This window comes from Gallibacterium salpingitidis, assembly GCF_030517105.1.
GTDB classification, from domain to species: Bacteria; Pseudomonadota; Gammaproteobacteria; order Enterobacterales; family Pasteurellaceae; genus Gallibacterium; species Gallibacterium salpingitidis.
In genome coordinates this window covers 1,235,205-1,255,508 of sequence record NZ_CP103875.1, presented here as the reverse complement: position 1 = coordinate 1,255,508, position 20,304 = coordinate 1,235,205, and the positions used below count along the sequence as shown (strand labels likewise).

Here is a 20,304-nt window from a genome sequence, read left to right as displayed (position 1 = left end):
TTAGATAAATTCAATTTATACCTCGTGAGTGTTAAACTTGCGCCAATTTTTTAACATTTGTTTAGAGGTAATCATTATGGAATTTAGAATTGAACACGATACTATGGGCGAAGTGAAAGTACCAGCAGATAAATACTGGGCAGCACAAACAGAACGTTCACGTAACAACTTCAAAATTGGTCCATCAGCATCAATGCCACACGAAATTATCGAAGCATTCGGTTACTTAAAAAAAGCAGCAGCATATGCAAACTATGATTTAGGTGTATTACCAATCGAAAAAAGAGATTTAATCGCACAAGCTTGTGATGAAATTTTAGCAAATAAATTAGATGATCAATTCCCACTCGTTATTTGGCAAACCGGTTCAGGTACACAATCAAATATGAACGTAAACGAAGTAGTAGCAAATCGTGCGCACGTTCTTAATGGTGGAAAACTTGGTGAAAAAAGCATTATTCACCCAAATGACGATGTAAACAAATCACAATCTTCAAACGATACTTATCCAACAGCAATGCACATTGCTGCATATAAAAAAGTGGTAGAAACGACAATTCCTGCGATTGAACGTTTACAAAAAACTTTTGCTGAAAAATCAGCTAAATTCACTAACGTAGTGAAAATCGGTCGTACTCACTTAATGGATGCTACTCCATTAACACTAGGTCAAGAATTCTCAGCTTATGCAGCGCAATTAGATTTCGGCTTAAAAGCATTGAAAAACACTTTACCTCACTTAGGTCAATTGGCATTAGGTGGTACAGCAGTAGGTACAGGATTAAATACACCAAAAGGATATGATGTAAAAGTTGCAGAATATATTGCGAAATTTACTGGTTTACCATTTGTAACTGCGGTTAATAAATTTGAAGCATTAGCAACTCACGATGCGGTTGTAGAAACTCATGGTGCTTTAAAACAATTAGCGGTATCTCTTTACAAAATTGCTAACGATATCCGTTTATTGGCTTCTGGCCCACGTTCAGGTATTGGTGAAATCTTAATTCCTGAAAATGAACCAGGTTCATCAATTATGCCAGGTAAAGTTAACCCAACTCAATGTGAAGCGTTAACAATGGTTTGTGCGCAAGTATTAGGTAACGACACTACTATTTCATTTGCTGGTTCACAAGGTCATTTCCAATTAAATGTATTTAAACCAGTAATGGCGTTTAACTTCTTACAATCTGCACAATTATTAGCAGACGCATGTATCTCATTTGATGAACACTGCGCAGTAGGTATTGAACCTAATTATCCACGTATCAAAATGCAATTAGAAAACTCATTGATGTTGGTAACTGCATTAAATACCCATATCGGTTATGAAAAAGCAGCGAAAATTGCGAAAACTGCCCACAAAAATGGCACTACATTACGTGAAGAAGCAATTAACTTAGGTTTTGTTACTGCAGAACAATTCGATGAATGGGTTCGTCCAGAAGATATGGTTGGTAGCTTAAAATAAGTAAGCAATAAAAATGTTTTTGAAGAGGGTACTTTGCAGTACCCTTTTTTATTATAACCATACGTTGTCTGGTTATAATAAAAAATACCTCGCCGCGGCGAGGTATTGTTGCATATAGATAAACTTTATTTTTTCGCTTTCTTAATAAACTTCATCAAACGTCTGCGTTTACGTAATTGATTTGGCGTTAATTTATTACGTTTACCCGCATATGGATTATCACCATCTTGGAAAAGAATACGAATTGGCGAACCAATAATTTTCAAGCTGCGACGATAATAATTCGATAAATAACGCTTATATGAATCTGGTAATTTATCTACTTGGTTACCATGGATCACAATAATTGGCGGATTATGTCCACCCGGGTGGGCATATTTTAATTTAATGCGTCTGCCTGCGATCATTGGCGGTTGATGTTCATCTGTCGCCATTTGTAGAACACGAGTTAATAGCGAAGTAGAGTAGCGCTGTGTCGCAGATTGATACGCTTCATTCACAGACTCAAATAAATTACCGACACCGCTACCATGTAATGCAGAGATAAAGTGTACTCGTGCAAAGTCAATAAAATCTAAACGACGATCTAATTCAGATTTAATATTGTCTTTGATCTCTTGGCTTAATCCATCCCATTTATTGACCACAATAACTAAGGCGCGACCCGCATTTAAAATAAAGCCGAGCAAAGAAAGATCTTGATCAGAGATTCCTTCGCGTGCATCAATAGTCAGTAACACTACATTGGCGTCTTGAATCGCTTGTAAAGTCTTAATGACAGAAAATTTTTCGACAGTTAAAGTCACTTTACCGCGTCTTCGCACTCCAGCAGTATCAATAATAGTATATTGCTGACCATCACGCTCCATTGGAATATAGATACTATCGCGAGTGGTACCCGGCATATCATAAACGACCACGCGATCTTCGCCTAAAATACGATTGGTCAATGTTGATTTACCAACATTTGGACGACCAACGATAGCAATTTTTATTGGACGATCTTCTTGTTGTTCGTTATCTTCTGCAAAATCTTCTTCTGTAATATCAAGCTCTTCATCTTCAGCAAGAGTTAATTCATCATCACTGAAATCAAAGTCATTATCCCAATCATCATCAGTATCGCTTGTTATTTCATCATCTTGATTTTCTGTTTGATATGGTGCTAATACATCTTGAATTAATTGCGTTACGCCACGTCCTTGAGATGCTGCAATTTGGGCGATTTCACCTAACCCTAATTGATAAAATTCTGCAACATGAGAGTCAGCGTCAATACCATCAATCTTATTAGCAACGACCACAGTTGGTTTTTCACGACGACGTAAATATTGCGCAATACCAATATCTGCGGCAGTTAATCCTGCACGCGCATCAACGAGAAATAAAACAATATCTGCTTCATCAATGGCTAATAATGATTGTTCAGCCATTTTAACTTCGATACCTTGTTCAGAACCGTCAATTCCGCCAGTATCAATAACAATAAATTCAGTGCCATTTAATTGACCCTGACCATATTTACGATCGCGAGTTAATCCTGGAAAATTAGCGACGAGTGCATCACGACTACGAGTTAAACGATTAAACAATGTTGATTTACCAACATTTGGGCGTCCTACCAACGCAATGACAGGAGTCATAAATACCTCAACTTTTTCATATTCAAAAATGGCGCACATTATAGCGAATTTATTATTAAATCCGAACTGTTTCGTGCTTTTTATTTCTTTATCAAGGATTAATTCAATAAAGATGGTGTTAAGCAATCGGCATTAACAATAAAATAATCGCGACAATACCTAAGCCAATACCAGCAAGATTGATTTTGTTGAGTTTCTCTTTAAATACAAAAGCGCCAATCACTGCGCCTAAAATCATTACACCAATGTTCATGCCAGCAAAAACTAAAGACGGATTTTCACTTAATTGCTGGTGTGCCTTAATGTAGAAAAGAATATTTAAAAAGTTTAATGTACCTAAAAATAAACCAGCCAACATACTTTTGCCCTGCCAACGTGTCTTGGTAAAAATTAAATAGGCAAAAATAAAGCAGCCGGCGATGACAAAGGAGGTAAATAGAGCAAAAGAGAAAGCCATGCCAAATTTAGCAATTTGTTTAAATAAAATATCAATGATGCCGTAACCAAACCAGACCAACGGTAGCAGCAAAAAGCCTTTGATACTTTGCGAAGTTTGCGACAGATTGGCTTTAAAAACTAACGCAAACAAGGCAATAAATGCACAAATAATCGCGATACTTTTTTGTGTGGTCAGCGTTTCACCAAAAAAGAGAAATGCGGCTAAGATTGGTAAAAAGAGCGAGAGGCGTTGTGCTGCATCAGCGCGTGCAATACCGTTATATTCAATCGCTTTTGCCATTACTAAGAAAATTGTTGGTAATAAAAAGCCTAATAATAGAAAGAGCCAACTATGCTCATTTTGACGAATGGCATCACTAAAAGATAGACCCATAAAATCAGGTTGCAGGACAAAATAGGCTAAACTGCCAGCCATTAAATAGTTACAAGCAATTGCTTGCTGAATCACAATTTGTTGAGCGCGAGCAATTTTCAAAAATACACTCACCGCGACGCTACAAAAGATAGCAATAAACAGAGATATCATAACTTTTTCCTTAATCTAATTTTGCGCTTATATGACGCAAGACAGCTGGCGATTTTAGGCAATATTAACTATGATAAGCAAGCAAAAAATAAGGATAGAAGTATGAAGCAAAATTTAACAACAGATACACCATTAGCGGAATGGTTAAATTATCTGGAACATTTACATAGTAAAACGATAGATATGGGGTTAGAGCGGGTTAGCCGAGTTGCGGAAAAAATGCAGTTGTTGCATCCAAGCGCATTTGTGATTACGGTCGCAGGCACCAATGGTAAAGGCACAACTTGCCGATTATTGGAAACTATTCTATTAAATGCGGGGTATCGCGTTGGTGTTTATTCTTCACCACATATTTTGCGTTATGAAGAGCGAGTCCGTATTCAAGGGCAAGAACTACCAGCTAATGCACATACGCAAGCTTTCGCCGCTATTGAACAACAACGTTGTGATTCATTGACCTATTTTGAATTTAGTACATTGGCAGCATTGTGGTTATTTGAACAAGCTAATCTTGATGTCATTATTTTGGAAGTTGGGTTAGGTGGACGTTTAGATGCAACCAACATTATTGATACCGATTTAGCGATAATTACCTCAATTGATCTCGACCATACTGCGTTTTTAGGCAATACCAGAGAGCAAATTGGTTTTGAGAAAGCGGGAATTTGTCGCGCACATAAACCATTAGTGGTCGGGGAGCCAAATTGCCCAGAATCAATAAAACAGCAAGCAGAAAAATTACATTGTCAGGCGATTTATCGCGGTAAAGATTTTGATTACCAGCAATCGGAGAATAGTTGGTGTTGGCAATCATCACAGCAAAAGTTAACCAATTTACCGTTATGCCATATTCCGTTACCTAATGCGGCGACTGCATTAGCGGCATTACAGTTTTTACCATTTGATATTGGTCAAATGGAGATTATTGAGAGTTTAGCAAAAGTAGAGCTAGCAGGGCGTTTTCAATTTTTAGAACAAGCGCAATTACAAAAATTAGCAACAACTTTTGCATTAACAGCTGACACTATGCCGCAAATTGTGTTGGATGTAGGACATAATCCGCATGCGGCACGTTATCTAGCTACGCAATTAGCGCAACAAAAAGCACATTATGCGCATATTTATGCAGTATGCGGCATTTTAAAAGATAAAGATGCGGAAGGGGTGTTGCAACCGCTGTTACCATTAATTAACGAATGGATTTGTGTACCACTTGCAGGTGAGCGTGGGCAAGCTGGTGAAGTGTTACAACAGAAATTAAATGTGATGTTAGATAAAGTAGAAATCAGCTCTTCTGTTTATGCTGTAAGTTCGATGTTACAAGGTGTGGAATTGGCATTAAAACAGAGCCAAAAAGAGGATTTAATCCTAGTGTTTGGTTCATTCCATACTGTTGCAGACTTTTTGACATTACTAGAATAAGAAGCGAAAAGAAAACCCTGCAATTGCAGGGTTTTTAACAGATCAATATGTAAATTAATTATTAAACATTGCTGAGATAGACTCTTCATTGCTGATACGGCGAATCGCTTCCGCTAACATACCAGATAGCGTTAATACTCTCACTTTATTTAAAGCAATAATTTCAGGACGAAGTGGAATAGTATCAGTTACTACAATTTCATCTAATGCCGGGCTAGCAATGTTTTTCGCTGCTGAACCAGAGAATACAGCGTGAGTTGCATAAGCGAATACACGTTTTGCACCGCGCTCTTTTAATGCTTCCGCGGCTTTACATAAAGTACCACCGGTATCAATCATATCGTCCACTAAGATACAATCACGACCAGCGACATCACCGATAATATGCATAACTTGCGCAACGTTTGCACGTGGACGACGTTTATCAATAATCGCCATATCGGTATCATTCAATAATTTTGCTACCGCTCTTGCACGCACCACACCACCAATATCTGGAGAAACCACGATTGGATTTTCTAAATCTTGTTTCTTCAAAATATCGTCAATTAATACAGGAGAACCAAATACGTTATCTACTGGAACATCAAAGAAACCTTGAATTTGTTCTGCGTGTAAATCGCAAGTTAATACGCGGTCAACACCGACATTAGATAAGATATCTGCAACGACTTTAGCAGTAATTGGTACACGAGCAGAACGTACACGACGGTCTTGACGTGCATAGCCGAAGTAAGGCACAACTGCAGTGATACGGCCAGCAGAAGCACGACGTAATGCGTCGATCATTACTACGAGTTCCATCAAATTATCGTTAGTTGGTGCACAAGTGGATTGCACGATGAAAACATCAGAACCACGTACATTTTCGTTAATTTGGACTTGAATTTCGCCATCGCTAAAACGGCCAACGATTGCATCACTAAGAGAAGTATAAAGACGTTCAGAAATTTTCTTTGCTAGTTCTGGTGTTGCGTTACCAGCAAACAGCTTAATGTCAGGCATTGTAAACCTCGGTGTTGGTGATTAAATATTCAGATTGTTGGACAATCCACTAAAATTGTTGTTGTATTTCCGCAAGGGTAAGATATAAAGGCGATTGATTTACCCCTTTGGCAACAAACCCAGTTAAATCGGACGGGCGTTGTTGAAAAACGGCTAATGCACGATCTTGCGAATCAAACTCTGCAAAAATGCAAGCGCCGGTTCCCGTTAATCGGGTCGGTGCATATTGTACCAACCACTGAATAGCTTGTTCAACCTCAGGATAGTGATCTCGCACAACTTTTTCGCAATCGTTTGTATAATTTTCTGAGAGTAATACCGCTAACGGTTTTTTCGGCGTCTGTCTAGGTAAATTAGGATCTTGGAAAACTTTTGCCGTTGAGATCGCGACATTAGGTTTGACGACAACGTAATACTTTTCTGGCGGTTGGCAATAAGTAATTTTTTCACCAACGCCTTCTGCAAAAGCGGCTTTTCCATGTACAAAAATAGGTACGTCCGCGCCAAGTTGTAAGCCTAATTCAGCTAACTGATCAACGGAAAGTTGGGTTTGCCAGAGATAATTTAAGGCAACTAAAGTGGTAGCAGCATCCGAAGAACCGCCACCAACGCCGCCACCCATTGGTAGATGTTTTTCTAAATGAATTGAAGCGCCTAATGTCGATTGAGTCGCCTGTTGTAACATTTTTGCTGCTCGATAAATAAGATTTTGTTCCAAAGCAACACCTTCTAGCGGATTAGTTAGTTCAATTTTCCCAGTATTGTTGATGGTAATAGTGAGCCAATCACCATAATCTAAAAATTGAAATAACGTTTGTAACTCATGATAACCATCAGCACGTTTTTGATTAATATAAAGGAATAAATTTAGCTTTGCAGGGCAAGGGAAACGCAACGGTTTCCCTAAAAATGGATTAGTGGTCATTAGAATTTCCATTGTTTAATTTGAATTTTTAATTTTTTATTTGGGCCGCTAATTAATAAATTTTCAGGTAATTTTGGTGAAACGGTTTGATTGTAATTGATATATTTTGCTTGCCAGTTGTCGCCTTGCCATTGATAGTCAAAATGACTCAATAATCCTTGTTGGTCGATCACATAATTTTCTGTATTACCCGGCAATCCTTTAATCCAATTTGGAAATTGTTCAACGGGGAAGTCAAAACCAATCACATCTTGTAATAATTGATGTACATCTCGAGCAGCATAATAATTACCTTTATTATCATAAATCACTGTGGTAACAGGACTTTTTTCAATTGTTAAGGTACTGCTGCTTAATAAAGAAGAAAAATGTAAACGATATTGTTCTTGCCCTAAATATTGCCACGCAAATGAAGAAGAGAAACGTTTATTGTCACCAATATAGCCGAGTTGCCCTTCTGCCGCATAATGATTAATTGCATTTACCGCTTGTTGATGCTGCTGCCAAATTGGACTGTTATGCGGTAATGCCGCTTCTGGGGGTGTGAATTGCTCTTGAGTGGCACAACCTACAAACAATAAGGTTAATGCCGACAATAGCGTAATACGAAAAGTGGATTTGTTAAGCACTGTGGAGATCTCAATTCAGATAAAAAGAGTCACTATTCTAATCAATATTGAGTGGGTTGCAAGTTAGTTATTAAATTGAGAGTAGACCCTATCGACCTTATCCTATATTCTGTGTAAACATCTATTTCAACTAAAGATGATCGCTTAGGCGATCACTCAGACTGTTGACAAACCTCTAGAGGTATGTCTAGAGGCTTGTCAACAGTCTGAGCTCACATCAAATGAGCTTTCTCTTTATCAAGATCTAATATGTTGTAGCAATACTTCATTAATTCTAGATTGCCATCCTTTACCTTCAGCTTTAAATGCTTCTATGATTTCTGGAGATAAGCGAATAGTGACAGCTTGTTTTGTCGGTGATTTTTGCTTTCCTCTCGTACGAGGTTTAATTTTACCTTGTTTTTCCATTTCTGATTGATGAGCTAAAACCATATCAATAAATTCTTTCGGCATAACATCAGCCAACGGTTTCATTGCATCAAAATCAGCTTTAGAGAGTTCTCTCACTTCGCCATCATCATTGATCATTGGTCTAGTTTTATCGGTTTTCATATTTCTTTACCTCTCTATCGTTTGCCTTACGGAAACTTATTACTCGAACGCCACCTTTTATTGGTGTAAATACAAGAATATGTAATCTCTCTGTCGTTCCTACATAGCCAGTGGCAATAAATCTAGCTTCAGGATAATCTTTTCTTACATCTTGGATAATAATTGCGGTATCCCAATGAAAATATCTAACTTCATTGAACGATAAATTACGTTCTTCAATATTTCTTTTATTTTTATTTTCGTCAAATTCTATTTTCATTTTGATTAACCATAATAATTTTTATGGTCTTATTGTACATACAATATAGTATCTAAGCAATTTTTTTGTATGTACAATTTAATTTCTTTGGAGCAAAAATGTAGAACTCAATCGGTATTCCTAGCGTGCCAGGATTGCCTAAAAATATTGGTGATGCTGCAATTAAATTCAGTGGATCATTACTAATTAATTCGTTATTTGATAATTATTGAGGCATTTTCAATCAAAACGGCATTCAGCTTTTATTGGCTGGTTCTAAAGAAGCCCTGTTCTAAAAGGAAAAGTAGAGAAGGTATATATCATTTTATTACTTAGCAATGATCACTATAAGTTGAATCATTACATTATTCATGTTTTTTAAGCGATTCAGACGTATTAGAACAATGAATTATTTTTAGGAACTTGAACGGTTATTAAAGATTATGTTTGCTATTATAATCAGGACATATACGATGAAATTAAATGGACTGAATCCGGTTACCGACTTCAGTCCATTTAATTATTATCTAACTTTTCGGGGTTAGAGCAAGTTTTTAGTAAAATTTAGGGGTTATATTTTGTTGTATGATTAAGCCGCAATCATCACCATTGCTGGACGAATAACACGACCATTTAAAAGATAACCTTTTTGTAGAACAGTGGTGATTTGATTAGTAGTAAAACCTTCGGTCGGTTGCATTGAAATCGCTTGATGCAGATCTGGATTAAAGGTTTCACCAACTACACCAACTGGTTCAATACCAAATTTTGCTACAGTTGAGATAAGATCTTTTAAGGTGAGTTCTACACCATCAAATAGTGCTTTCACGCTTTCATCTTCTGAATTATTTGGGGTGGCTGCAGCGCGTTCTAAGTTATCAATTACATTTAAAATCTCTTTAGCAAATTTTTCTAAGCCAAATTTATGTGCTTTTTCAACATCAGCTTCAGTGCGGCGACGGATATTATCAATTTCAGCACGAGTTCTTAATAAAATATCTTGTTCTTTTTTCGCTGCTTCTTCTAATTGTGCTTCTAAATCTTGAATTTTAGCCAGTGCTTCATTTAATGGGTCAATTTCTTCACTCGCTGTTTCTACTTCCTCATTTTCGGCAACTTGTTCATTTAATTCTTCTTTATTTAGTACTTTTTCTTCAGTAGTAGTTTGCTGTTCAGACATAGTTTTCTCCAAAATCAAATAGCTGCTTTAGCGCTCGCTAGTTTAACAAAAAAATACTATTGCCGCTAATTATTCACTGATTGAGCGTGATTAAGTCAAAATTATCGACAAAAGTTGTGTTAATATATGCCTCATTTGGCGCAATTCAAGGATCGCTGCGTTATTAACTGGGTAATTGTTATGCAAGAATTTGATACAAAGAAACATCGTCATTCATTACATCGTTCGTTTAGAACGATAGGTGTGGTGGGACAACCACGTCATGATGATCGATTACAAATGCACCAAGATCTCTTTATTTGGTTAAGACATCGTGGTTATCACGTATTGGTCGAACCGGAAGTGGGGGAAGCATTACAGTTAGATGCTCGTCATATTGCGACATTAGAGGAAATTGGTGCAGCGGCAGAATTGGTTATCGTTATTGGCGGCGATGGCAATATGCTGGGTAAGGCAAGAATTCTTTCGCGTTACAATACTGCATTAATCGGAATTAATCGTGGTAATTTAGGTTTCCTTACTGATATCGATCCAGACCAAGTGTATGAACAATTATCAGCCTGCTTGGATCGTGGAGAATTTTTTGTTGAAGAACGCTTTTTATTAGATGTTAATGTTGTTCGTGACGGAGAAGTGATCGCTGAAAATCAAGCAATTAATGAAGTAGTTATCCATCCGGCAAAAATTGCGCATATGATTGATTTCCAAGTTTATATCAATGATAAATTTTGTTTTTCACAACGTTCTGATGGCTTAATTATTGCCACGCCGACTGGTTCAACTGCTTATTCTTTATCTGCTGGCGGTCCAATTTTAACCCCTTTGCTGAATGCGATTACCTTAGTGCCAATGTTCCCTCATACACTATCCTCAAGACCGTTAGTGGTTGATGGTGATAGCAAATTACATTTCCGCTTTGCGCAATATAATGTTCGTCAGTTAGAAGTAAGCTGCGATAGCCAAGTGAATATTCCTTTCTGTATTGATGATGTTATTGTGGTGAAAAAGAGTGATTTGCGGATGAAATTGCTGCATTTACAAGACTATAACTATTACAACATTCTTAGTTCAAAACTCGGTTGGCTTAAAAAATTATTCTAAGTGTAAAAGAAATTCTTTACTGTATAAAAAAACAGTATATACTGATATTTATACAGTATTGGAGGTCTTTATGCTCACTCAATTACAAATCAATAATTTTGCGATTGTTAATCATCTTACGCTTGATTTTGCTAATGGTATGTCAGTGATTACTGGTGAGACTGGCGCAGGGAAATCTATTGCATTAGATGCATTAGCTGTTTGTTTAGGACAGCGAGTTGATGCCAATATGCTGCGTTCAGGAGAAAGTCGCGCTGATGTAAGCGCTGTTTTTTCACTACAACATAATGCAATCGCACAGCAATGGTTGAAAGATCACGAGTTAGATGATGAGGATAATCCGGATGAATGTATTTTACGTCGTATTATTACGCAAGAAGGGCGTTCAAAAGGATTTATTAACAATCAACCTGTACCTGCTGCACAATTAAGAGAGTTGGGTGATCTATTGGTGCAAATTAGTGGGCAACACTCTTCACAACTGTTACTAAAGCCGGATTATCAATTACATTTATTAGATACCTTTTGTCACAACCGCAATTTATTACAACAATTGGCAGAACAGTATCGTCATTGGAAACAACAACAGCACAATTTAGCAGATTTTCGTCAGCAATGTGCGGAAAATGAAGCGAGAAAACAATTGTTGCATTATCAAATAGCGGAGTTAAACGAGTTTGCTCTAAAACATGGGGAGTTTGAAGAACTTGATCAGACACAAAAACGTTTAGCGAGCAGTGATTTATTAACACGAGGTTCGCAATCAGTTTTGCAATTATTGGCAGAGAATGAAACCGCCAATATAGATAATTTGTTAAATAAAGCAGCCCATTATGTCGATGAGCTGGTTGAAGCAGATGAACAATTTAGCAATGCGCAACAATTAATTCAACAGGCGCAAATCTATATTCAAGAAGCGATTTCAGAAGTGCAGCATTTAGCTTATCGCATTGAAGATGACCCTGAATTATTAGCAGATACTGAAATGCGGATAAAACAAGCACTGCAATTAGCGAAAAAACACCGTATTGCGGTAGAAGAACTGCCTTCATACCATCAACAATTGATACAAGAATATCAGCAATTAGCGGAGTATATTGATGGCGAAGATCAATTGATAGCATTGGAACAACAAGCGTATCAAGCAGTGGTATCAATTTCACAGCAGCTATCTGAACGGCGTCAACAAGGTGCAATCTTATTAGCAAAAGAGGTGACAGAACAAATTAAACAACTGGCGATGGAGAATGCAGAGTTTGATATTCAATGTGTGGCGAATGAAGAAAAATTATCTGCGAATGGTTTAGATCAAATTACTTTTATGTTAATGAGTAATTTAGGTGAAAATGCACAACCATTACATAAAAATGCGTCAGGTGGTGAGCTTTCACGAATTGCTTTGGTGTTACAGACATTGACTTCAGATAAAAGCGCAGTACCAACTGTTATTTTTGATGAAATTGATGTTGGGATTAGTGGGGCAATAGCGAATATTGTCGGTAAGTTACTGCGTTCACTAGGACAGTCAGTACAAATCCTTTGTATTACACATTTACCACAAGTAGCATCACAAGGGCACCACCACTACAAGGTAGAAAAATATTGTAAAGAGGGAAAAACCGAAACTACAGTAATGTTGTTAAATACAGCAGAACGTGTCAATGAGTTAGGCCGCTTACTCGGTGGTAGCCAAGTTACTCAGCTATCATTAGCAAATGCAGAAGAGATGTTAGCATTAGCGGGTTAACATTAATGATGTGTAGATAGCATTTTCTACGGATAAAGAAATATTAAGAGTAATACTAGTAAAAAGCCATTTCCAAGTTCGGAGATGGCTTTTTTGCTATTTATCATCTTGACATAAAGCATAGAGAAGAGTATTTTTCATCAAAAAATGACAGTAATTACTGTCATTTTTTAATAAGAGAAAGGATAAAAATGAAAACAACAAAACAAAAATTGATGGAAGCGATTGTTGATCTGGTTGCGGAGAAAGGGTTCAGAGCAGTAACAACCTTAGAAATTGCGCAGCGAGCAGGGGTCGGGGAAAAAACCTTGTTCCGTAATTTTAGTAATAAGCTCTCGCTTTTAGAGGAAGCCTGTAATCAAGTGTATTATGCGGCGGAATTTAAGGTCATTATTGAAAATGAATTAGTTTATGACTTAAAGAAAGACTTAATGCTGATTTTTACGCAATACCATTTAATTGCGAATAAAAACCGCAAAATTTTAATGATTGCGTTGAAAGAGGAAGATCAATTGCCTGAATTACGCAAGAAGATCTTAGAGCATCCTAAAAGTTTATTAAATGATTTAGTGGCATACCTTGATGAAATGATACGGCGCAATCTGATGAGGAAAACTGACACTAGAGTTGCTGCCTTGCTAATGGTTACAGCGCAATATGGGGCATTTATCAATCATCTGAATTCTAAAAGAAATTTCCCAGATATTAGCTTAGAAGAGTATATCGAAAGTAGTGTTGAAATTTTCACCAAAGGATTACTTCTTTAATCAATACAACGATCATTATCGTAGGAGTTTATAGTTGTGTTATCTAAACAACAGCAAAAAAGTCTATTATTTGTCTTAGCCTTTTCGTTAATTATTTCAGTGATGAATGGAACAATGTTTAACATTGTGTTACCGAATATCCGCGAAGAGTTTGCATTATCTTCAGTATTAATGGGGTGGTTTTCCTCCAGTTTTTTAATCGTATATGCGATAAGTACCGCCATTTATGGCAAATGTACGGAACGTTTTTCATTGAAAACCTTGCTTATTTTCGCTTTTATCGTTTTATTAATTGCCGATATTCTTGGCTATCTGGGGCAAAATTATGCGTCGATGTTGTTGGCTCGTGTATTACAAGCGATAGGTACTGCAATTATCCCTACTTTAGGTATGATTATTCCTGCACGCTATTTTGCAGTGGAAGAACGAGGCTTTGCCTTTGGTATGACAGCCACCGGTGCGGCATTAGGTGCGGCAATTGGTCCAATGATTGCTGGGTTTGTTGCTCAATATTTTAGTTGGCGCGCATTATTTTTACTGTCATTGATCCTGATTTTAACATTGCCACTATATGTGAAAAATTTGCCAAATGAACAAGGTAAAAAGGTAGCTATTGATTTTGTTGGTGGCATTCTCTTAGCTTGCGGAGCATCAAGTATTTTATTAGCAATTACGCAATTTAATGTCATTTTTCTACTATTTTCTTTAGTTGCTTGGGTACTGTTTGTAATTAGAATTCATCACTCTAAAACGCCTTTTATTCACCCGTCATTATTCAAAAATACAAAGTTTATTATTATGTTGTGTTTTTTGTTTATCTTTATTTTTGTTGGGGCAGGGGAATCATTTTTAGCGCCGCTATATTTATCAGAGGTGTATCAGTTGTCTGCCGGCAAGATTGGTACTTTAATTTTCCCAGCGGCAATTATTACCGCGGCTATGGGTGTTGTTGGCGGTAAAATCGTAGATAAGATGGGCGCACTCTTTTTGCTGTCGCTGGCTTCACTAATGCTGCTACTTTATTTTGTTGGTACCGCTTTAATATTAGGGTATTCCGAAATTTGGATAGCGGTATTATTGGTTTTTGGTGTTTTGGGTTGTTCTTATTTAACCATGTCTTTATCTAATTTTGTTTCTTATTTATTACCTGAACAACAAATTGGTATTGGTATGGGGTTATTCTCATTGGTTAATTTTATGGCGTATGCGTTTTCATCAGTAGTATGTAGCAAATTATTAGATTTGCATTTTAATGTCGTCGCCATCAATTTATTGCCAACCGGAACAAACGCCGTTGTATATAGCAATATTCTATTGTTTTTGGCGTTAATTTATGTGGTAGGTATGATAGTGTTTAAACTTAAATTTAGCCATCAAGTTAGATTGAGAAAGGTTTAGATGATGAAAAGCTAAAGTCCTAGCTTACTAGGATCTCAGACTACTGACCAAACTAAATTTTGTCACAAACTTCTATAAAATAGCTTTGGGTCCCTCTTACTCTTGCCCGAATGCAAATAAGATTTTCAGGCAAAAAAAGCTGTCAATTTTTCGAGCTGGCGAGAAAAATCTCTTTTTTTGCCGCCCGGAAAATCTTATTGGAATGAGGATTAGCAAGAGTGCGAGGGTGTATTTCTTTTGCCTACTTTTCTTTGGGCATACAAAGAAAAGTAGGTCGCCCTTTAGGGCGAAACCTAAATTTTAGATAAGAAATAATTTAGCTAAAAGTTTTATAATTGACTTTGTCTAGGACCTTAACATATTAACCCACAACAGGCGGTAAATAACCTGCTGAAATTAAGAATGGTACATTCATAATTAATAGCCCTAAGACTAACGCAACAAGTAGTCCAACATTACCGCCAATAACACGATATGGTAAGTCAGGATATTTTCTACGTAACATCCAAGCCATTCCTACAGGTAATACTAAACCATAAAAGGTGAACATTTGTCCTGCGTAGGTAAGTACAGCAAGGAAATCACGATAGAAAAGCGCAAATAATAAAGTTGGTATAAAAGTTAATAAGCTAAGGCTAATGCGTGAAGCATTAACGTTAACGCGTTTTAATAGATCATCTAAGCAATCAACTAGTGCCAATGACACCCCTAGGAAAGAAGTAATTAGAGCTAGTGCAGAGAAAAGACGCACGATGCCACTGATAATTGAGCTGCCGGTAGCATGATAGGTCGCTTGTACTAAACCATTTAAGGTTGGATCGTTACGGATAATTTGAATAAATTGTACTTGCTCAAATACGCCATGGGTTGCCATTTGCCATAAGATATAAGCAACCAAAGGAATTGCAGTGCCGCCGATAATCGCAATACGTAAACGGCGAATATCACCGTCTAAATAGTTATTAATACTTGGAATAACAACGTGGAAACCAAAAGAGGTAAAGAAAACTGGACTTGCCGAAATAATTAAGAAGTGATGTAACGGCATTGCACCTAAATTTTCTAATGTTACTTTTGGCAGCATTAAAAATAATACTGTCGCAAAGGCAATCAATTTGGCAATAAAGAGCAAACGTGTAAAGCCATCAACAGCACTAGTACCGATGGTGACTGCAATTGCAAACACTACTACGAAAATGATAATGGCGAGAGTATTAGCGTGCTCACCTGCAAATGTTAAAAATGGTGTAAAGAGATCTCCACCACCAAGAGAATAAACGGTGAGAATGGCATACATAAAGATGACTAAAGAGAGTGTCGCTAATACACGACCGATCATACCGAAGTGTTGTTCTGCTAAAGTAGCAATACCGGCATCTTTTCGTTCTGCTTTTTGATAAACCTCAACAAAGAGCAAAGCACTATAAGAGAGTAATGCCCACAACAAAAATAATAAAATTAAAGTGGTAATAAATCCCATTTCTGCAGAAGTAAGCGGCATTGCCAACATTCCGGCGCCAATAGTGGTTCCTGCAACAATTAAGGAACTGCCTAACGTTTTATTTTTCATAATAAAATTCTCATAGATTGTGAATGACGGCGCAGATTTTATAGAAAAAGGTTTACAATGTAATCCTTTTTTTACAGCTTATGATGCGCTTTGCGCTAATAGCCTATTTTTTAAACTGTTATTGTGAGATCTATGCCACAAAATCAAAAAAGTATCAGATTAAAAAGACATTAATTTTCGAGTAGGCAAATTGTAATGAGCAAAATTAAAGACTAAAACTTATCAGCTAAAAACAGAAATTAGTGAATCTCCAACAATCGGCATAAATTTACAGATATTTCCTTTTTCATCTTAAGGATTATTCGTTAGAATAAGCGGATTTTTGACTTAAGCGTAATATTGACAATAACAACAAAGGTGAATGATGAAAGCCTCGATTATTAGTAAATTAGAAACCTTAGATGAACGTTATGAAGAGTTGCAAGCGTTGCTTGGTGATCCTTCAGTTATCAATGATCAAGAAAAATTTCGTGCTTATTCAAAAGAGTATGCGCAATTAGAAGATGTGGTGAAATGTTTTGCACGTTGGAAACAATTAAATAACGATTTGGAAGAGGCGAAAATTTTACTTGATGACCCGAGTATGAAAGAGATGGCAGAAGAAGAAATCGCCGCTTGTACAACGGGAATAGAAGAGAGCGAGCAGCAATTACAAATTCTATTATTACCAAAAGATCCAAATGATGAATATAACTGCTATTTAGAAATTCGCGCGGGAACAGGTGGCGATGAAGCAGGTATTTTTGCTGGCGACTTATTCAGAATGTATAGCCGCTATGCAGAAAGTAAACGTTGGCGTACCGAAGTGTTAAGTGCCAATGAGAGCGAGCAAGGCGGTTATAAAGAGATTATCGTTAAAATTAGTGGTGAAAATGTTTATGGGCAGTTGAAGTTTGAATCAGGCGGTCATCGAGTACAACGTGTACCAAAAACAGAATCACAAGGTCGTATCCATACTTCGGCTTGTACCGTAGCGGTGATGCCTGAATTACCGGAATCAGCATTGCCAGAAATTAATCCGGCAGATTTGCGAATTGATACTTATCGTTCTTCTGGTGCTGGTGGGCAACACGTTAATACTACCGATTCTGCGGTGCGTATTACCCATATTCCGACTGGTATTGTGGTTGAGTGTCAAGATGAGCGTTCGCAACATAAGAATAAAGCAAAAGCGATGTCGGTGTTGGCTTCGCGTTTAGTACAAGCGGAAGAAGAACGTAAAGCGGCAGAACAGGCTGATACTCGTCGTAGTTTGTTAGGTTCAGGTGATCGTTCAGATAAAATCCGTACTTACAACTATCCGCAAGGTCGTGTAACTGATCATCGTATTAACCTAACGCTCTATCGTTTAGATGAAATTATGAATGGTAAGATTGAAGAATTAATCCAACCAATTATTACTGAATATCAAGCGGAACAATTAGCAGCGTTGTCAGATGAGAATTAATCCTTAAGGTAACAAAATGGCATTAGTAGAACCACAATATGTACAAGAAGATGAAATTCAAGATTTTCCTGTCGCGACAATTGCGAGGCGCATTGCCGCTGTTCTACTAAATTCAGCATATGCCTTTATTTGTTCTTTTATCATACCAGTAAGCGTTGGTCGGTTTGGCAGTGAAATGAATCCATATATTGCTATATGGGGTATTTCTGCCGTTGTTGTGTTGTTGAGCATATTACCGCAGCTTTATTGTATGTATCGTTATCGACAAACCATTGGTAAACGGATAATGAAGATTAAAGTTATTCGTGAGCCTAATAGAGAAATTAGTTTTTCGCGTTATTTTTTACGAGAAGTGATTGATACTCTATTTATGCAGTTGCTATCGATTTTTTATATCATACCTAATTTCTTGGTGGCAGTTTGGAATGGTAATAAGCATAGCACTAATAGAAGCTTAACCGATTTGATCATTGGGTCTAGAGTAGTACAGTTACCGAAAAATAGATGATGATGACTTATGCCGAATGGCTACGCTACGCAATAGCGCATTTACAAAAAAATGGCAATGATTCAGCGCAAATAGATGCGCAACTATTATTAACGAAAGTGACTGGGCGCGATCGTTCCTATTTTCTCGCTTTTGGTGAAACAGAATTAACTGCAACAACATTGACAGAGCTGGAATCTTTGTTACAGCGACGTTCACAAGGCGAACCGATCGCCTATATAACGGGAAATAGGGGGTTCTGGTCTTTAGATCTTGCAGTATCAGAGAAAACCTTAATTCCGCGTCCGGATACGGAATGTTTAGTGGAAACGGCGCTAACATTAATTGATCAACAATTTCCACCACCACAGCCATTGCATATATTGGATTTAGGGACGGGTACTGGTGCGATTGCTTTAGCGTTAGCAGATGAATTACAGCAACGGCAGCGTGATTATCAGGTGATGGGTGTTGATCGCATTGCTGAAGCAGTGGCGTTAGCGACACAAAATGCCGAAACCAATCAGATTAAACAGGTGAGTTTTTTACAGAGCGATTGGTTTTCAGCACTTTCTCAACAGCAAAAATTTGAGATTATTGTCAGTAATCCGCCTTATATTGCTAAGGATGATCCGCATTTGCAGCAAGGAGATGTTCGCTTTGAACCTCTATCAGCATTGGTGGCAGAAGATAACGGTTTAGCGGATATTGCACATATTATCGAACATGGATGCGGTTTTATTGCTCAACGAGGTTGGCTACTCTTAGAACATGGTTGGCAGCAAGCAGAAGCAGTACAAACATTATTTGCGCAATATCATTGGCAAGATATCCAAACAGTAATAGATTATGGCGGTAATCAACGCGTAACTTTCGCGAGATGGAGTAAATAATAAATATATGATTAGCATAGATGAGAGTGACAGAAAATTAAGAGAATATGATTTACGAGTGAAAGCGAAAAAACAACTTTTTCAATATATTCTATCGTTAAATAAAATCATTGATCCTAATTGTAAAACCAGCAGCATTTATGGACGTATGGGGCATTTAACCAGAGAATTAGCAATTTTCTTTGGTGAAGAAAAGGATCCGAAAATGCGTATCCATCTGTTATTACAATTTTTTTATGGTGAGAAAGGTTTTTTTTGTGATCGAGAAAGTTATTTCTATTCATCTAACTTGATGTTTTCTCACGTGTTGGATACCAAAGAGGGTACGCCAGCCGTATTAGGCTCAATGGTGTTATTCCTTGCTGCACAGTTTGATTTACCTATTACAGGGATTAATTTCCCAACCCAGCTGTTATTACGAGCAGATGTGGACGAAGAAGTGGCTTTCATCAACCCTTGGGATGGTAAATATGTGCAATATGATACCTTAAAAACATGGTTGGAAGGTTATCTAGGCTTTGGCACACCACTCACCTCAGAATATATTGAGAGCGCAGATATCTTTGATTTAGAAGATCGTGTGTATCAAGTGCTAAAAATGGCGTTAATTCGTGAAGGCAAAAATGAACAAGCATTAGCGTTAATCGAACATCAATTAAGCGAAGATCCAGAAAATCCATATGAAATTCGTGATCGTGGTGTCGTTTATGGACATATGGAATGTTTCCACTTGGCAGTGCCAGATTTGCAATATTTTGTGGAACAATGTCCAGAAGATCCGGCAACGCCATTAGTTAAAATGCAAATTAAAGATTTAGAGGCAATTCCTTATTCATTTCAATAG

At 37.3% G+C, this 20,304-nt stretch carries 19 protein-coding genes; 10 read left to right on the top strand and 9 right to left on the bottom strand.

The window, feature by feature from the left end; genetic code table 11:
* Nucleotides 1-76: 76 nt before the first annotated feature.
* Nucleotides 77-1,471: a class II fumarate hydratase gene (gene fumC / locus NYR30_RS05995; protein ID WP_066105342.1), complete on the top strand. Its 1,395-nt coding sequence runs from the start codon at nt 77-79 to the stop codon at nt 1,469-1,471.
* A 125-nt stretch (nt 1,472-1,596) separates the two neighbouring features.
* Here the strand turns inward: fumC and der are convergent, their stop codons facing one another.
* Together der and NYR30_RS05985 are read right to left on the bottom strand one after the other, a co-directional pair.
* Nucleotides 1,597-3,114: a ribosome biogenesis GTPase Der gene (der, locus tag NYR30_RS05990; protein ID WP_302502311.1), complete on the bottom strand. Its 1,518-nt coding sequence runs from the start codon at nt 3,112-3,114 to the stop codon at nt 1,597-1,599.
* Between the two features lie 118 nt (nt 3,115-3,232).
* Nucleotides 3,233-4,099 (bottom strand): EamA family transporter, encoded by an 867-nt coding sequence (locus NYR30_RS05985; RefSeq protein ID WP_302502310.1) that lies wholly within the window; start codon nt 4,097-4,099, stop codon nt 3,233-3,235.
* A 102-nt stretch (nt 4,100-4,201) separates the two neighbouring features.
* On the opposite strand from NYR30_RS05985, the gene folC reads away from it, so the two are divergent.
* Nucleotides 4,202-5,521 (top strand): bifunctional tetrahydrofolate synthase/dihydrofolate synthase, encoded by a 1,320-nt coding sequence (gene folC / locus NYR30_RS05980; protein WP_302502309.1) that lies wholly within the window; start codon nt 4,202-4,204, stop codon nt 5,519-5,521.
* A gap of 54 nt (nt 5,522-5,575) precedes the next feature.
* On the opposite strand, the gene NYR30_RS05975 is transcribed toward folC, so the two are convergent.
* From NYR30_RS05975 to grpE, 6 genes are all read right to left on the bottom strand, one after another.
* Nucleotides 5,576-6,526: a ribose-phosphate pyrophosphokinase gene (locus NYR30_RS05975; protein WP_065233544.1), complete on the bottom strand. Its 951-nt coding sequence runs from the start codon at nt 6,524-6,526 to the stop codon at nt 5,576-5,578.
* A 49-nt stretch (nt 6,527-6,575) separates the two neighbouring features.
* The gene (gene ispE / locus NYR30_RS05970) at nt 6,576-7,451 is read right to left on the bottom strand and encodes a 4-(cytidine 5'-diphospho)-2-C-methyl-D-erythritol kinase (RefSeq protein WP_302502308.1); all 876 of its coding nucleotides are present in this window, start codon (nt 7,449-7,451) and stop codon (nt 6,576-6,578) included.
* On the bottom strand, nt 7,451-8,080 hold the full coding sequence (gene lolB, locus NYR30_RS05965; protein ID WP_065238596.1) for a lipoprotein insertase outer membrane protein LolB: 630 nt from the start codon (nt 8,078-8,080) through the stop codon (nt 7,451-7,453). The genes ispE and lolB overlap by 1 nt, the downstream gene beginning before the upstream one ends.
* A gap of 237 nt (nt 8,081-8,317) precedes the next feature.
* Nucleotides 8,318-8,632: a BrnA antitoxin family protein gene (locus tag NYR30_RS05960; RefSeq protein ID WP_066111474.1), complete on the bottom strand. Its 315-nt coding sequence runs from the start codon at nt 8,630-8,632 to the stop codon at nt 8,318-8,320.
* Complete coding sequence (locus tag NYR30_RS05955; protein ID WP_066111476.1) at nt 8,619-8,891, bottom strand: BrnT family toxin; 273 nt, start codon at nt 8,889-8,891, stop codon at nt 8,619-8,621. The genes NYR30_RS05960 and NYR30_RS05955 overlap by 14 nt, the downstream gene beginning before the upstream one ends.
* Nucleotides 8,892-9,459: 568 nt before the next feature.
* Nucleotides 9,460-10,050 carry a nucleotide exchange factor GrpE gene (grpE, locus tag NYR30_RS05950; protein WP_066111478.1) on the bottom strand — a complete coding sequence of 197 codons (591 nt, stop codon included), beginning with the start codon at nt 10,048-10,050 and terminating at the stop codon, nt 9,460-9,462.
* Between the two features lie 180 nt (nt 10,051-10,230).
* On the opposite strand from grpE, the gene NYR30_RS05945 reads away from it, so the two are divergent.
* The 4 genes from NYR30_RS05945 (at nt 10,231) to NYR30_RS05930 (ending at nt 15,063) form a co-directional block, all read left to right on the top strand.
* The gene (locus NYR30_RS05945) at nt 10,231-11,151 is read left to right on the top strand and encodes an NAD(+) kinase (protein WP_066111480.1); all 921 of its coding nucleotides are present in this window, start codon (nt 10,231-10,233) and stop codon (nt 11,149-11,151) included.
* 70 nt (nt 11,152-11,221) lie between these two features.
* Nucleotides 11,222-12,898, top strand: coding sequence for a DNA repair protein RecN (gene recN, locus NYR30_RS05940; RefSeq protein WP_066111482.1), 1,677 nt, complete (start codon nt 11,222-11,224; stop codon nt 12,896-12,898).
* Between the two features lie 191 nt (nt 12,899-13,089).
* Nucleotides 13,090-13,665 (top strand): TetR/AcrR family transcriptional regulator, encoded by a 576-nt coding sequence (locus tag NYR30_RS05935; RefSeq protein ID WP_066111484.1) that lies wholly within the window; start codon nt 13,090-13,092, stop codon nt 13,663-13,665.
* A 36-nt stretch (nt 13,666-13,701) separates the two neighbouring features.
* Entirely contained in the window at nt 13,702-15,063 is a 1,362-nt protein-coding gene (locus NYR30_RS05930; protein WP_066111486.1) for an MFS transporter, read from the top strand.
* Nucleotides 15,064-15,424: 361 nt separating this feature from the next.
* Here the strand turns inward: NYR30_RS05930 and NYR30_RS05925 are convergent, their stop codons facing one another.
* Nucleotides 15,425-16,633 carry an aromatic amino acid transport family protein gene (locus NYR30_RS05925; RefSeq protein WP_066422205.1) on the bottom strand — a complete coding sequence of 403 codons (1,209 nt, stop codon included), beginning with the start codon at nt 16,631-16,633 and terminating at the stop codon, nt 15,425-15,427.
* Between the two features lie 364 nt (nt 16,634-16,997).
* Here NYR30_RS05925 and prfA point away from each other — a divergent pair, with 364 nt between their 5' ends.
* Genes prfA through NYR30_RS05905 form a run of 4 tightly spaced genes read left to right on the top strand, consistent with a single transcriptional unit; the run spans nt 16,998 to nt 20,304 of the window.
* Complete coding sequence (gene prfA / locus NYR30_RS05920; protein ID WP_066109969.1) at nt 16,998-18,080, top strand: peptide chain release factor 1; 1,083 nt, start codon at nt 16,998-17,000, stop codon at nt 18,078-18,080.
* A gap of 16 nt (nt 18,081-18,096) precedes the next feature.
* Nucleotides 18,097-18,588 (top strand): RDD family protein, encoded by a 492-nt coding sequence (locus NYR30_RS05915; protein ID WP_066112857.1) that lies wholly within the window; start codon nt 18,097-18,099, stop codon nt 18,586-18,588.
* Between the two features lie 2 nt (nt 18,589-18,590).
* Nucleotides 18,591-19,460, top strand: a complete 870-nt coding sequence (gene prmC / locus NYR30_RS05910; protein WP_066112860.1) for a peptide chain release factor N(5)-glutamine methyltransferase — start codon at nt 18,591-18,593, stop codon at nt 19,458-19,460.
* A gap of 7 nt (nt 19,461-19,467) precedes the next feature.
* Entirely contained in the window at nt 19,468-20,304 is an 837-nt protein-coding gene (locus NYR30_RS05905) for a SirB1 family protein (RefSeq protein ID WP_066112856.1), read from the top strand.